Here is a 13,700-nt window from a genome sequence, read left to right as displayed (position 1 = left end):
TTAACTGGCACGCCGTGCAGGCTGCTGGTAAAGACCGGAAAACATCTCTGCCATCGTATCTTCACTCGGTTCTTGGGTCGCCTGCAGCCCAACGGCCCGACTCACCAACTGATGACTGCGCGGTATCTGCAGATCATCGGGAATACGTGGCCCATCAGTGAGGTAGGCTACCGGTAGACGTTGGCTAATAGCCAGCCCTAACACCTCACCCAAACTGGTGGCTTCATCCGCTTTAGTGATAATACAGCCAACCAGACCACAGCGTTTATAACTATGGTAGGCGGCTTTCAGCACTTGGCCCTGGCTGGTCGCGGCCATCACTAGATAGCTCTTGGCATTGACGCCACGGCTAGCCAGCGTTTCCAGCTGCATGCGCAGCGCCGGATCATTGGCCGGCAGGCCAGCGGTATCGATCAGCACGACGCGCTTACGCGCCAGCGGAGCCAAAGCCTGGGTCAAGGATTGACCCGGATCGACCAGCGTGACTGGCACGTTAAGAATACGACCCAGGGTTTTGATCTGTTCCTGCGCGCCAATGCGGTAGCTATCGAGGCTGACCAGGGCAATATGCTGCGCGCCGTACTTGAGCACATAACGCGCCGCCAGCTTGGCCAAGGTCGTGGTCTTGCCCATACCCGCCGGGCCCACCAGGGCGATCACACCACCCTCTTCCATTGGCTCTTGCTGCGGCGTCTTGATGGCGTGAGCCAGATGCGCCAGCAACATGCGCCAGGCCTGACGCGGCTCGGCAATGTTGGCAACGCGTTCAAGCAGCGCCTTCGCCAGTTCAGCGGACAGGCCCATGCGTTGCAGACGACGCCACAGATTCGCTTGCTGCGGCTGGCGATTCTGCAGCTGCCCCCAGGCAATTGAACCCAGCTGCACCTCAATCAGTTCACGCAGGCCATGCAGCTCGAAGCGCATGGCATCCAGGGCACCCTGATCAGCGGCGGCAGGTGCAGCACGTGCCGGAGACAATGCCTCGGCCAAGCGATCGACCGGCACGCTGGCGGCGGCGCCAAACAACTGACGATCCTTGCCGGCATCGACTTGAGCACGCGTGGTCAGCTCCGCCTGCGCTGTGGCGATTTTTGCCTGGGTTTTGCGTAGTTCGGCTTCCAGCGCCGGATTAGGCTGACGGGCTGGCGCGGCGGGCACTTGATAATCCAGTGCGGCAGTCAGCTCGACACCGCCAGCAACCCGGCGATTGCCAATGATCGAGGCATCGGCACCCAGTTCATCACGCACCAGCTTCATGGCGGTACGCATATCGGCGGCGAAAAAGCGTTTGACCTGCATGGCCTGTAACCTCGGTTAGTTCTGCCCCACCGTCGCAACGATGGTGACCTGCTTATTATCCGGAATTTCCTGGTATGCCAGTACATGGATACTCGGAACCGCCAGCCGCGCGAATCGCGAGAGCATCGCCCGGACCGGACCGGCCACCAGCAGTATCACTGGCTTGCCGAGCATTTCCTGGCGCTGCGCCGCTTCCACCAGGGAACGCTGCAGCTTCTCGGCCATGCCAGGCTCCAGGAGGATGCCCTCCTCGGAGCCTTGACCGGCCTTCTGAATACTGTTTAGCAATATCTGTTCCAACCTTGGCTCAAGGGTGATCACAGGCAGCTCCGGCTCTAGTCCCACAATGCTTTGCACAATTGCCCGGGCTAACGCGACACGCACCGCAGCCACCATCACGGCGGGATCTTGACTCTTCACCGAAACATTGGCGATGGCCTCGGCAATGGTACGGATATCACGCACCGGCACCTGCTCCTGCAGCAGGCTTTGCAGCACCTTGAGCAGGGTCGACAGGGAAATCATCCCAGGCACCAACTCTTCGGCGAGCTTGGGCGAGCTCTTGGCCAGCAGCTGCATCAACTGCTGCACTTCTTCATGCCCCAGCAGTTCATGAGCATGCTTGTGCAGCACTTGGTTGAGGTGGGTGGCAACCACGGTACTGGCATCAACCACGGTGTAACCGAGGGACTGCGCCTGATCACGCTGGCTTGGGTCAATCCACACCGCTTCCAGGCCGAATGCCGGATCCTTGGCGGCAATACCATTAAGTGGACCGAAGACCTGACCGGGATTGATCGCCAGCTCACGATCCGGATACACCTCGGCCTCGGCCACGCTGACACCCATCAAGGTCAGGCGATAGGCGCTGGGCTGCAGGTCAAGGTTGTCGCGGATATGCACCGACGGCATAAGAAAGCCCATTTCCTGGGAAAGTTTTTTGCGTACGCCTTTGATCCGCGCCAGCAACTGGCCGCCTTGGTTACGGTCAACCAGGGGAATCAAGCGATAGCCGACTTCCAGGCCGACCATGTCCACCGGCGTCACGTCGTCCCAGCCCAGCTCCTTAACCTCCTGAGCCTTCTGCGCTGGCAGCAGTTCCTGCTGGCGCTGCACTTCCTTAACCTCGCTTTCTTTGGTCGCGCGCTGCTTATTGGCAATCCAATAGGCCGCGCCCGCCGCCACCAGCCCGAGACTGATAAAGGAGAAATGCGGCATGCCAGGCACCAGGCCCATGGCGATCATCACCGCCGCCGTCACTGCCAGCGCGCGCGGCGAAGCGAACATTTGCCGATTGACCTGGGCGCCCATGTCTTCCGAACTGGAAACCCGGGTCACCATAATCGCTGCAGCAGTCGACAACAGCAGCGAAGGAATCTGCGCCACCAGACCGTCACCGATGGTCAGCAAGGTGTAGATACGCCCCGCATCGACAAAGCTCAGGTCATGCTGAAAAATCCCGATGGCCACACCGCCGATCAGGTTGATAAATAGAATCAGCAAGCCGGCAATCGCATCACCGCGCACGAACTTGCTCGCACCGTCCATGGAGCCATAGAAATCGGCCTCCTGGGACACCTCGCTACGCCGCAACTTGGCCGTTTCCTGATCGATCAGACCGGCGTTGAGGTCGGCGTCGATGGCCATTTGCTTACCGGGCATGGCATCCAGAGTGAAGCGCGCGCTGACTTCGGAGATGCGCCCAGCACCCTTGGTGACCACTACGAAGTTGATGATCATAAGGATCGCAAACACCACGATACCGACCACGTAGTTACCGCCGATCACCACCTCACCAAACGCTTGAATCACCTTACCCGCGGCATCTTGGCCATCCTGGCCATTGAGCAGCACCACCCGCGTGGACGCGACGTTAAGCGCCAGCCGCAGCAAGGTCGCCGCGAGCAGAATGGTCGGGAATACCGCGAAATCCAGGGGCCGTAGGGCATAGATCGCCACCAGCAACACGACGATCGACAAGGCAATACTGAAGGTAAACAGCACATCGAGCAGGAATGGCGGAATCGGCAGCATCACCATGCCGAGCATGACCAGCAGCAGCAACGGAATACCCAGATTGCCCTGCTTCAACCCCGACAGGTTGCTGCGTACGTCACCGATCATTTGTGAGCGATCTATTGCCACACCACTACCCCAGCCAATTCAATCTTTTGACGCTTTGCGCGCCTCTGGGCAGGGATTTGCAAGAAGCTGTCCAACTTTGCCGGGATCAGGCAAACAGCCGGTAAATGCGCGAGTTGCCGCGCACGGATGATCAGTCGTCGCGGCGTAAATCCGGCGGGATCGGTATCTCTGGCAGCGGCCCGGGGCGCTTGCCTTTGCCCGCCTGGTACTGGCGCAGCTGGTAGACGTAAGCCAGTACCTGGGCAATCGCCAGATAAAGCCCTGCGGGAATTTCCTGATCCAGCTCAGTGGAATAGAACACGGCCCGCGCCAGAGCCGGAGACTCCAGCACCATCACCTTGTGCTCATTGGCAATCTCACGAATCTTCAACGCCGTAAAGTCGCCGCCCTTGGCCAGCAGCACCGGCGCGCTGCCTTTGGCCGGGTCGTATTTCAAGGCCACGGCAAAGTGCGTCGGGTTGGTGATCACCACATCGGCGTCCGGCACTGACTGCATCATGCGCCGCTCGGCCATTTCGCGCTGTAGCTGACGAATACGCTGCTTAACTTCCGGCTTGCCTTCGCTGTCTTTGTACTCGTCGCGCACTTCCTGCTTGGTCATCATCAGCTTCTGCTTGCTGCTCCAGAGCTGGAATGGCACGTCTACGGCAGCAATCAAAATCAACCCGCAGGACATCCACAGGGCGCTCCAGCCCACAACCGTCATCGAATGCAGAATCGCCGATTCAAGGGGCTCATGGACAATTGCCAACAGGTCTTCCTGCCAGGCCGACAACACCACCACGCACACCAACAGGATCAGAATGAATTTGGCCAACGCCTTGAGCAGCTCAACCAGCGCCTGCACGGAAAACATCCGTTTAAGGCCCGCTGCGGGATTCATCCGGCTGGCCTTGGGCGCCATGGCTTCGGCGGAAAACAGCCACCCCCCCAAAGAAATCGGCCCAACAATCGAGACGATCAACAGCAGTATCAGCAGGGGAAACAGCGCGTTTAATGCGATCTCCCCGGATGCCGCCAGCCACAGCCCCATGCTGCGCTCATCCATGACCACCTCACGCGGCAAGGAAAAATTGCCCTGCATGATGTCCATCATGGACTTACCGATACTGCCGCCGAACGCCAACATGCCGCCAAACCCGCCCAACGTCACCGCGAGGGTGTTGAGCTCTTTGGAGCGGGCAATCTGGCCCTTCTCACGGGATTCGCGCAGGCGTTTCTCCGTGGGTTCCTCGCTTTTATCAGCACCACTCTCGGACTCGGCCATGGCTTAGCGCGCCCTCGCCATTTCACGAAGGAACTGCAAGGCTTCGGTCGCAAACATCTGGTATTGCGCGAGGAAATCGGCCATGCCGATCCAAACAATCACCAGCCCGAGCACCAAGGTCAGCGGAAAACCGATCGAGAAGATATTCAGTTGTGGCGCCGCCCGAGTCATGACTCCGAACGCAAGATTGACCACCAGCAGCGCGGTGACCGCAGGCAACACTAAAAGCAAAGCGGCGCCTAGCACCCAACTCAGTTTGTGGGCGATCTCCCAGTAATTTTCCAAGAGAAAACCGCCGCCAACCGGCAGGGTAAAGAAACTCTCGGCGAGCACTTCAAAGACCACTAAATGGGCATTCATCGCCAGAAACAGTAGGGTCACCAGGATCGTAAATACCTGGCCGATCACTGGCACCGAAATACCGTTGGCGGGGTCAACCATTGAGGCAAACCCGAGGCCCATCTGCATGGCAATAATTTGCCCGGCAATCACAAAAATCTGGAAGAACAGCTGCAGCACAAACCCCAGCATCGCGCCGATCAGGATCTCCTGAGCAATCCAGATAAAGGCCTGCACACTGATGGCATCAATAGCCGGCATGGGCGGCAGGCTCGGCATAATTGCCAGGCAGATGGCCAGAGACAGATACAGGCGCACCCGGCCAGGAACCAGCTGAGTGCCGATGAGCGGCATAAACATCAACAGCGCAGAAATGCGAAACAGTGGCAGCATAAAACTGCCCACCCACGCCCCAATCTGCCCGCTGCTTAATTCGAACATGTCAGCCGATCAACAGCGGAATGTTCATGATCAGGTTTTGGGTGTATTCCATCAATTCGCGCACCAGCCAAGGGCCGAGCACTATCAAGCAGATCAGAATCACCAGCAACCTGGGTAAAAAACTCAGGGTCTGTTCGTTGATTTGGGTCGCTGCCTGGAACATTGCCACCAGCAAACCCACCAGAAGACTAGGCACGACGAGCACAGCAACAATCATCGCAGTCAACCACAAGGCATCGCGCACCAGATCAACCGCCACTTCAGGAGTCATGGCTAAGTACCTCCGAAGCTGGCGGCCAAGGTGCCCATGATCAGCGCCCAGCCATCAATCAACACAAACAGCATGATCTTGAACGGCAGGGAAATGATCAGCGGCGACAGCATCATCATGCCCATCGCCATCAGGATACTGGCTACCACCATGTCGATGATCAGAAACGGGATAAAGATCATAAAGCCAATCTGGAAGGCGGTTTTCAGCTCCGAGGTGACGAAAGCCGGCACCAGAATGGTCAGCGGTGCATCATCCGGCGTGGCGATATCCGTACGTTTGGACAGGCGCACGAACAGCTCCAGATCGCTTTCGCGGGTCTGCGCCAGCATAAAATTTTTGATTGGCCCTTCCGCCTTGAGGATCGCATCCTGGGCGGTCATCTGCTCGCTGAGGTAGGGCTGCAGGGCTTCGCGGTTAATCTGATCAAACACCGGAGCCATGATAAACATGGTCAGAAACAGCGCCAGGCCCACAAGAATCTGGTTCGACGGTGTTTGTTGCAGGCCCAGCGCCTGCCGCAAAATAGAGAAGACGATGATGATCCGGGTAAAGCTGGTCATAAGCATGACAAACGCTGGAATAAAACTCAGCGCAGTCATGATCAGCAGGATCTGCAGGCTAACCGAATATTCCTGCTGTCCTTCGGTGTCGGTACTCAGGGTGATCGCCGGAATCGATAACGGGCTACTGCCCGACTGAATCAGCGTGCTACCCGTCGGCGGATCTGCAGCGAACGCAAGCGAAGCCGCCAGGCTAAAAACCAACACCAGTAAGCAACGCAGCATCACGACTTGTCCTTCTGATCCTTACCCAGCAACTCCATCAGGCGCTGCGCAAACTCGGTCGAGGCCGGCTCGGCATCCGGCAAATGCACCGGTTCCTGCATCACATGTAACGAGGTGATGTTGCCTGGCGTCAGCCCCAGCAACACCTGCTCGCTCCCCACCTGCACCAGCACCAAGCGATCGCGCGGCCCTAAGGCCTGGGTGGCCACCACTTTGATCACCTGACCACCACGCGGCACGATCCGCTGTACCCGGCGCATCAGCCAGGCCAGCAGAAAGATCAAGCCGATCACCAGCAACAGGCCCAGCAACAGCTGCACCAACTGCCCGCCCATACCTGAACTGGCAAGTGGGGCAGCGGCTTGTGCGGCGGGTTCGGCAGCCATTGCAACAACAGGTAGAGCCAGCAGGCTCAGCAGGAGGGTTCTATACATGGTTAGCGCAACTTCTTGATGCGTTCGCTGGGGCTGATCACGTCAGTCAGACGAATGCCGAATTTCTCATTCACCACCACCACTTCGCCATGAGCAATCAGGGTGCCGTTGACCAACACATCCAGCGGCTCGCCTGCCAGACGATCCAACTCAACGACCGAGCCTTGATTGAGCTGCAGCAGGTTGCGAATGGTGATATCAGTGCTGCCGACTTCCATGGAGATCGACACCGGGATATCCAGAATCACATCCAGGTTCGGCCCATCCAGGTTAACCGGCAGGTTGTTCTTGGGCGCGCTGCCGAATTCTTCCATGGGCGCACGCGGGACCGAGGGTGCCGCATTGCTTGCAGCAAGCATGGCGTCGATATCGTCCTGCCCGGCATCGCCGGCCTCAGACAATGCAGCCGCCCACTCATCGGCTAGCGCCTGCTCTTCAGGGGAGCTGGCTTCTTCGCCGTCTTCGATATTATCGTTTTCGTCTGCCATCGTTTTTCCTCGGCTGGCGTGAATAGGGTTAACAGTTAACGCAGGCGCTCAATCGGATCGAGCACCTGCAACGCCAGGTTGCCTTTGTGGGCCCCTAGCTTGACCTTGAATGAAGGGACGCCGTTAGCGCAGAGCACCATATTTTCTGGCAGTTCAACTGGGATCACATCGCCTGGCTGCATGTGCAATATGTCGCGCAATTTAAGCTGGCGCCGCGCGACGGTGGCACTCAGCGGCACGCTCACGCCGAGGATGTCTTCGCGCAGGGCCTTGATCCAACGCTCATCCTGATCGTCGACATCGGACTGGAAGCCCGCATCAAGCATCTCGCGAATTGGCTCGATCATCGAATACGGCATGGTGATATGCAGATCACCGCCGCCGCCGTCCAATTCGATATGGAAGGTCGACACCACAATCACTTCACTGGGGCTGACGATGTTGGCCAGCGCCGGGTTCACTTCCGAGTTGACGTACTCGAAGTTGATATCCATCACCGCGTGCCAGGCTTCTTTCAGGTCAACAAATGCCTGATCCAGCACCATGCGCACCACGCGCAATTCGGTCGGGGTGAACTCACGCCCTTCAATCTTGGCGTGACGGCCGTCGCCGCCGAAGAAGTTGTCCACCAGCTTGAACACCAGCTTGGCGTCGAGAATAAACAGGCCGGTGCCGCGCAGCGGCTTCATCTTCACCAGGTTGAGGCTGGTCGGCACATACAGCGAGTGCACGTACTCGCCAAACTTCATCACCTGCACGCCGCCCACTGCCACATCGGCGGAGCGGCGCAACAGGTTGAACATGCTGATGCGGGTATAGCGGGCGAAGCGCTCGTTGATCATCTCAAGCGTCGGCATGCGCCCACGGACAATGCGGTCCTGGCTGGTCAGGTCATATTGCTTGACGCTTCCCGGCTCGGCTTCATCCTCGGTTTCAACCAAGCCGTCATCCACGCCGTGTAACAGGGCATCGATTTCATCCTGGGAAAGCAGGTCTTGCACAGCCATATACCGCTCCTGGTTACTGCAATACGAGGTTGGTGAACAACACTTGCTCGATCGTGACCTTGCCGGTCTCTTTCTGCGCCAACTCCTGCACGCTGGCGGTGGCCTGTTGGCGCAGCATTTCCTTGCCCACCGGGGTGATCAGGGAGGCGAAGTCCTGTCCGGAAAACAACATAACTAAACGGTTACGCAGCACTGGCATATGCACTTTGAGGGCATCCAGTGCAGCCTGGTCGCGCGTCATCAACGCAACGCTGACCTGCATATAGCGGGCGCGGCCCTGATAGTTGAAATTCACTACAAATGCCGGCGACAGCTCTTCATAGATCGCCGCCTGTTTGACTGGCGCTGCAGGTTCAGCACTGGCGGCAGCCTTGGCTTCTTCAGCGCCCGCGTCATTCTTGCTCAAAAAGAACCAGGTGCCGCCCACGGAAAGGCCTACAGCCAGCAGCACGGCGAGCACGATGATGATGATCAGCTTCATTTTGCCGGCTGGTTTCGCTTCGCCATCTGCCGGCGCTTGCGCTGCTTCTTTCTTAGCCATGCCAATAATCCGTCATTATTCGGAGTTCTATCCGCTTTCAAAGGGTTGCGAGCAAGTGTTATGCCAGTCTGTCAACAGGCCTGCTCACTACGGGTGGCCCAGCACCTTAAATAGGTGCGGCCAAGGCATCGGTAAGCGCACGCCCCAAACAAAACCGCCCGACTCCCACGCAATGGGAGTCGGGCGGTACGCAGTTTAGATCAGTGGGCCGTGCAACTACAGCGCCAAGCACCTCAGAACCTAACCAAAGCCGGCGGCGCATCGCCTGCCCTGCATTAAAGCAGGCTGATGCGGGCTAGCGGTTGCTACTCGCTCAAGCGTAATAGTCGACCAGGCCACGGGCACTCCCCGCGTTTGGCCGCGCGGATTCAACAGTGCTCACGTGCAGTTCTTCGTCCGCGCCCGATCGTTCACCCGAGGCACCGCCACGCCCTCTGCCGTCACCACCGTCCTGACCTTGCCAACCGCGGTTCAGCGACTGATCGGAAACGCTCACGTCTAGTTGATTCATGCCTTGCTGAGCGAATAGCTCACGCAGGCGATGCATCTGCGCATCCAAGGCTTCACGCACGCCCGCATGGGGGCTGGCAAAGGTCACCTGGCTCTGTTCTTGGTTGACGCTAATGCGCACCTCTAGGCGCCCCAACTCGGCCGGATCGAGTTGAATTTCGGCGGATTTTAGATTCTGGCTGGACATCACCATCACTCGATCCACTACCGCCTCACTCCAACCGCCCTGCTGCATGGGCACCGGCTGCCCAACCACAACCGGCGCTCGCGCAGAGAGTGGGCTTTGTTGGCCAATGGCCTGACTCAGCGCATTGAGTTTGCTGACAAAGTTCTCAGGCGAATTGTTCGCTGTGCCTTCCTTCAGTGCTTCCAGGCTTTTGCCGGTAAGGGCCTCAAGCTGTACGTCCGAGAGCTCGAGCGCATCGCCTTCAACTGGCGCCTCATCCTGCAGCAGCTGACTGGCTAGCATGCCCTGACTCGCGCTCTGCGTTGCCTGATTAGCCTGCGCCAGAGGTGTAGCGGCTTGTTCCGCCAACGCTTTTTCCTTCGCCCCCATTTCCAATGCCATACGCACTGCCGGCAGTTGGTTGAGCGCATCCAACTCAGCGTCAAAGCTGGCCTCGGTCATGCTCGCAGGCCCTGAACTGGTCAACCCGCTGGTTACCAGCAAGGGCGCAGGCGCACTGTCGGGCGCTAGCCCTTGCTGCGGCAGTTCGCCGGTTATACCGAGCAACAACAGCGGATCAAGCGCATCCGCCTCGCTTGCCGGGTCACTCGGCAAAGGCTTGCCGCTATCGGCAAGCTCGCCCGGCACAGCGGCAGCAACAACCTGCGGCTCATCGTCTTGCTGTTCTTTCGGTTTACTCTCACGCGCAGGCTTTGCGGCAGCATCGTTACGCTCGACCGCCTTGGCCTGACGCTCTTTGGCGTACACCTGGGAAAAGCTGGATGCCTCGTTTTTATTGGCCTGCGCGGGTTTTTCCGGCGGCTTTGCTGCAGCAGCCTTAGGCTTTACGGCAGGTGCCGATTTAAGCAGCAGATCGGGGGCAACGGACATGGATACTCTCCGCTCGGGGTTGGTCGTGCAGAGGCAATTGCAAGGGGCGGGCCAACTCATTGGCGTAGCAATAAACAAGGCAGGTATGCAGCAGGCGCCTGCTCAGCAGCAAAACTAATGCCGATAACGCTGGCGCTCGGACTTCAGCAAGATGCGCACAATGGCAAACTCACGCTCAACCTGCTCAACCAGCTCAGGGGCTTGCGCCCATTGCTCGCGCCGCGCGGCCTCTTCCAGTTGCCTGCAAAGGCCTGCGAGCATCAGGGCCCCCATATTGCTGCAACTGCCTTTAAAACTGTGGGCGGCCAGTCGCAGGCTCTGTGCATCCGTCGCCTGCTCAGCCTGGCGCAGCGACAGTAGGCGCTCTTCGGAGTCGATCAGAAAGGTATCCAGCAACACTGGATATTCATCTTCCATAACGTCCTGCAATGCCAGCAACACGGTGCTATCAAGATGAATATCGGACAACGTCTCACTCCCTGGGCGTTATTGCGTCGATTATGCCCTAGGCTGCCAAGAAAACTCCACGCGCACCCCGGACTCGCCGCCACCCCAACTGCAACGCTCACTCAACCGCCTGACCAGCGCCAACCCGCGCCCGCTTAGGCGATGGGTATCGCTCGGTTGCGCTGACACCTGCGGCGCATTGAAGCCCGTGCCACTGTCCTCGACGCGGACAATCAAACGCCCGCCAGCACCTTCGGGGATTAACTGCAGATGAAAACGCACAAAACCGTCCACCAGCGCGGCCAGCCGCATGCTGCGCTGGCGGTAATACTCGGCAAACCCTTCGGCATTCGCCTTGAGCGCAGAATCCAGGCCTAACACACCATGCTCCAAGGCGTTCGAATACAGTTCGGCCAGCACGCTGAACAGGGCACCGCCTTGGGGGCGCAGCCCTTGTACCTCCAGCAGCAGCTGCAAGAGAAACGGCAAGGGATTGAAATGCCGCAGGGTTTCACCGCGAAACTCGAAGTTCGCCGACCAGTCCAGTGAGTGACTCTGGCCATTGTCCGCAAAAGCCAGTGGCGGCCGGTTCAGCGTGGCCTGATCGACCAGGCTGACCTCAACAAGGCTGACATCATCCTGTTGCTCACCACTGAAATGCGTCAGCGCCTGTTGGATTTCAGCAAACAGCTGCGCCTGCTGCCGGTTGGCACGAAACACCTCAAGCAAACGTTCCTCACCGAACAGCTCACCCTGCTTATTACACGCCTCCAGCACACCATCGGAGAGCAGGAAAACCCGATCACCCAGCGCCAGCGGGTAGACCTCGTACTTGTCATTGAACGCGCCAGGCTCCAGCACGCCCAGCGGCAAATGCCGCGACACCAACGGTATCCGCTCGCCATTACCGCGCAGCAGATAACCATCCGGCAAGCCACCGCCCCACACCTCGACCACCTGGCGCTGGAAGCTGATATTCAGAATGCTCGCACAGCAAAACACGCCCACGGGCAGGATGTGTTTGAGCTTGGCGTTGATTTCACGCAGCACTTCGGCCAGGGAATAACCCTTGGCTGTCATGCCATAAAACACCTCGGCCAACGGCATCGCGCCAATCGCCGCCGGCAAGCCATGCCCGGTGAAATCGCCGAGCAACACATGCATGCCACCGGAGGGTTTGAACGCGGCGAGCAGTAGATCGCCGTTAAACACCGCATAAGGCGATTGCAGGTAGCGGATATTCGGCGCATCCAGGCAACCGGAATGGGTCACCTTGTCGAATACCGCCTTGGCCACCCGTTGCTCGTTAAGCAGATGCTCGTTGTGCATGGCAATCAGATCGCGCTGCTGCAAGACGGTGTCCTGCAAGCGCCGCAGGCGGTCCATCGCGTTGATCTTGGCCTCAAGAATGACCCGATTGTAGGGCTTGGCCAGAAAGTCATCACCGCCGGCCTCCAGGCAGCGCACCAAGGCTTCGCCTTCGGTCAGGGAGGTCAGAAAAATGATCGGCACCAGTTCTTCGCCGGCAGCCTGCTTGATTCGCCGTGCGGCGTCGAAGCCATCCATCACTGGCATCAGGGCGTCCATCAGCACCAGCTGTGGACGCTCCTGCTCGAACAATGCCACCGCCTCAAGGCCATTGCTGGCCGTCAGCACCCGATGTCCCTGACGACTGACGATGGTCGACAGCAGCATGCGGTCGGCAGCGTTGTCCTCGGCGATCAGAATGGACAGGCGCTCTGGCATGGCATGCGCCCCGATCAGGTGATTTTGAACAGCTGCTCGAAGTTCGAGATCGCGAGGATTTTGCGCACATCCGGGTTGCAGTTGCGCAAGCTAATCTGCGCACTGTCGCCGCCGGCGTGATCACGCAGCAACAGCAACATACCCAGCGCTGAGCTGTCCAGGTAAGTGGTGCCCTTAAGATCGACAACATAGCGCTGCGGCGTAGTGCTGACGCGCTCATAGGCATTGCGAAATTCCTGATGCGCAGCGAAATCGAAGCGGCCCTGAATCACAATGGTCAGCTCTTGCCCATCGGATGAGGGCTGCGAGGTGATTGCCATGAATTACTCCTTTAACAAATAGACTCGGGCGCATGTTCGAGTATGCCAGGCGGCATGTTATGCACAGTCAAGATGTAGCATCGCAAAGCCTGTGCGGCAACTGTTTCGGCGGTATTGAGTGGTGATTCAAGCCGTTATATCGATGCCTAATACTGGGAATCACGGGCCACTAAGCGCTGCGAGAGTTCATCAAGCAACTTCTGTTCGCGCTTGTCTTCGGCCAGACGCGCTTCGTCCTGATAACGCTTGACCAGTTTGCGCAGCCCTTCCATGCGGGCGTAGCGCTGTTGCCAGATATCGCGCACCTTGTCCATATTGGCGCGGTGCCAATCGACACTGTTGCGCTGCTGGCCGATAGCACCTTCCAACTGAGTGAGAAAGCGCTGGTAGTTCATCAGCCACTGCCCGGAAACACCGCGCTGGCCTTCACTGATCCATTGCTGCTGATAATCACCGCGGTAGCGCTCCAAGTCCCCCAGCTGCACTTCAGCCTGACGCAATAAGCCCTGACAATGGCCCAGCTGCAAAGCGGCCTCGCGCTCGGCACGCTCGGCCATGACCACCACGGGAGCCAACCGCGCCGCGCGGCTTTGCGCCATG

General features: G+C 58.7%; 15 protein-coding genes. All 15 read right to left on the bottom strand.

Annotation, left to right across the window (positions count from 1 at the left end; genetic code table 11):
- Nucleotides 1-1,299, bottom strand: a complete 1,299-nt coding sequence (gene flhF / locus N1078_RS09090) for a flagellar biosynthesis protein FlhF (protein WP_274087860.1) — start codon at nucleotides 1,297-1,299, stop codon at nucleotides 1-3.
- Nucleotides 1,300-1,314: 15 nt separating this feature from the next.
- Nucleotides 1,315-3,438 (bottom strand): flagellar biosynthesis protein FlhA, encoded by a 2,124-nt coding sequence (flhA, locus tag N1078_RS09085; protein WP_274088002.1) that lies wholly within the window; start codon nucleotides 3,436-3,438, stop codon nucleotides 1,315-1,317.
- Nucleotides 3,439-3,574: 136 nt separating this feature from the next.
- Nucleotides 3,575-4,711 (bottom strand): flagellar biosynthesis protein FlhB, encoded by a 1,137-nt coding sequence (flhB, locus tag N1078_RS09080; protein ID WP_274087859.1) that lies wholly within the window; start codon nucleotides 4,709-4,711, stop codon nucleotides 3,575-3,577.
- Nucleotides 4,712-4,714: 3 nt separating this feature from the next.
- A complete protein-coding gene (gene fliR / locus N1078_RS09075) occupies nucleotides 4,715-5,491 on the bottom strand; it encodes a flagellar biosynthetic protein FliR (protein WP_274087858.1) in 777 nt (258 codons plus the stop codon).
- Between the two features lies 1 nt (nucleotide 5,492).
- Complete coding sequence (gene fliQ / locus N1078_RS09070) at nucleotides 5,493-5,762, bottom strand: flagellar biosynthesis protein FliQ (RefSeq protein WP_274087857.1); 270 nt, start codon at nucleotides 5,760-5,762, stop codon at nucleotides 5,493-5,495.
- 2 nt (nucleotides 5,763-5,764) lie between these two features.
- The gene (gene fliP / locus N1078_RS09065; RefSeq protein WP_274087856.1) at nucleotides 5,765-6,550 is read right to left on the bottom strand and encodes a flagellar type III secretion system pore protein FliP; all 786 of its coding nucleotides are present in this window, start codon (nucleotides 6,548-6,550) and stop codon (nucleotides 5,765-5,767) included.
- On the bottom strand, nucleotides 6,550-6,984 hold the full coding sequence (gene fliO, locus N1078_RS09060) for a flagellar biosynthetic protein FliO (protein ID WP_274087855.1): 435 nt from the start codon (nucleotides 6,982-6,984) through the stop codon (nucleotides 6,550-6,552). The genes fliP and fliO overlap by 1 nt, the downstream gene beginning before the upstream one ends.
- Before the next feature lie 2 nt (nucleotides 6,985-6,986).
- Nucleotides 6,987-7,472: a flagellar motor switch protein FliN gene (gene fliN, locus N1078_RS09055; protein ID WP_274087854.1), complete on the bottom strand. Its 486-nt coding sequence runs from the start codon at nucleotides 7,470-7,472 to the stop codon at nucleotides 6,987-6,989.
- A gap of 35 nt (nucleotides 7,473-7,507) precedes the next feature.
- On the bottom strand, nucleotides 7,508-8,479 hold the full coding sequence (gene fliM / locus N1078_RS09050; RefSeq protein WP_274087853.1) for a flagellar motor switch protein FliM: 972 nt from the start codon (nucleotides 8,477-8,479) through the stop codon (nucleotides 7,508-7,510).
- Nucleotides 8,480-8,492: 13 nt separating this feature from the next.
- Nucleotides 8,493-9,020: a flagellar basal body-associated protein FliL gene (gene fliL, locus N1078_RS09045; protein ID WP_274087852.1), complete on the bottom strand. Its 528-nt coding sequence runs from the start codon at nucleotides 9,018-9,020 to the stop codon at nucleotides 8,493-8,495.
- Nucleotides 9,021-9,333: 313 nt separating this feature from the next.
- A complete protein-coding gene (locus tag N1078_RS09040) occupies nucleotides 9,334-10,587 on the bottom strand; it encodes a flagellar hook-length control protein FliK (RefSeq protein ID WP_274087851.1) in 1,254 nt (417 codons plus the stop codon).
- Nucleotides 10,588-10,701: 114 nt separating this feature from the next.
- Nucleotides 10,702-11,055: an Hpt domain-containing protein gene (locus tag N1078_RS09035; protein WP_274087850.1), complete on the bottom strand. Its 354-nt coding sequence runs from the start codon at nucleotides 11,053-11,055 to the stop codon at nucleotides 10,702-10,704.
- Nucleotides 11,056-11,085: 30 nt separating this feature from the next.
- A complete protein-coding gene (locus tag N1078_RS09030) occupies nucleotides 11,086-12,780 on the bottom strand; it encodes a fused response regulator/phosphatase (RefSeq protein WP_274087849.1) in 1,695 nt (564 codons plus the stop codon).
- Between the two features lie 14 nt (nucleotides 12,781-12,794).
- Nucleotides 12,795-13,100, bottom strand: coding sequence for an STAS domain-containing protein (locus tag N1078_RS09025; RefSeq protein WP_274087848.1), 306 nt, complete (start codon nucleotides 13,098-13,100; stop codon nucleotides 12,795-12,797).
- A gap of 146 nt (nucleotides 13,101-13,246) precedes the next feature.
- Nucleotides 13,247-13,699: a flagellar export protein FliJ gene (gene fliJ / locus N1078_RS09020; RefSeq protein WP_274087847.1), complete on the bottom strand. Its 453-nt coding sequence runs from the start codon at nucleotides 13,697-13,699 to the stop codon at nucleotides 13,247-13,249.
- Nucleotide 13,700 lies beyond the last annotated feature (1 nt).

The sequence above is a fragment of the Pseudomonas sp. MIL19 genome (assembly GCF_028680365.1).
Taxonomy (GTDB): Bacteria; Pseudomonadota; Gammaproteobacteria; order Pseudomonadales; family Pseudomonadaceae; genus Aquipseudomonas; species Aquipseudomonas spirodelae.
The sequence above is the reverse complement of the archived record's forward strand: the minus strand, read 5'-3'. Positions and strand labels throughout refer to the sequence as shown.

Excerpts from the sequence above, each read along its gene's own strand:
- flhF (WP_274087860.1), bottom strand. The coding sequence starts at position 1,299 with ATGCAGGTCAAACGCTTTTTCGCCGCCGATATGCGTACCGCCATGAAG.
- flhB (WP_274087859.1), bottom strand. The coding sequence starts at position 4,711 with ATGGCCGAGTCCGAGAGTGGTGCTGATAAAAGCGAGGAACCCACGGAG.
- fliR (WP_274087858.1), bottom strand. The coding sequence starts at position 5,491 with ATGTTCGAATTAAGCAGCGGGCAGATTGGGGCGTGGGTGGGCAGTTTT.
- N1078_RS09030 (WP_274087849.1), bottom strand. The coding sequence starts at position 12,780 with ATGCCAGAGCGCCTGTCCATTCTGATCGCCGAGGACAACGCTGCCGAC.
- fliO (WP_274087855.1), bottom strand. The coding sequence starts at position 6,984 with ATGTATAGAACCCTCCTGCTGAGCCTGCTGGCTCTACCTGTTGTTGCA.
- fliM (WP_274087853.1), bottom strand. The coding sequence starts at position 8,479 with ATGGCTGTGCAAGACCTGCTTTCCCAGGATGAAATCGATGCCCTGTTA.
- fliL (WP_274087852.1), bottom strand. The coding sequence starts at position 9,020 with ATGGCTAAGAAAGAAGCAGCGCAAGCGCCGGCAGATGGCGAAGCGAAA.
- fliJ (WP_274087847.1), bottom strand. The coding sequence starts at position 13,699 with ATGGCGCAAAGCCGCGCGGCGCGGTTGGCTCCCGTGGTGGTCATGGCC.
- fliP (WP_274087856.1), bottom strand. The coding sequence starts at position 6,550 with ATGCTGCGTTGCTTACTGGTGTTGGTTTTTAGCCTGGCGGCTTCGCTT.
- N1078_RS09040 (WP_274087851.1), bottom strand. The coding sequence starts at position 10,587 with ATGTCCGTTGCCCCCGATCTGCTGCTTAAATCGGCACCTGCCGTAAAG.
- fliQ (WP_274087857.1), bottom strand. The coding sequence starts at position 5,762 with ATGACTCCTGAAGTGGCGGTTGATCTGGTGCGCGATGCCTTGTGGTTG.
- N1078_RS09025 (WP_274087848.1), bottom strand. The coding sequence starts at position 13,100 with ATGGCAATCACCTCGCAGCCCTCATCCGATGGGCAAGAGCTGACCATT.
- fliN (WP_274087854.1), bottom strand. The coding sequence starts at position 7,472 with ATGGCAGACGAAAACGATAATATCGAAGACGGCGAAGAAGCCAGCTCC.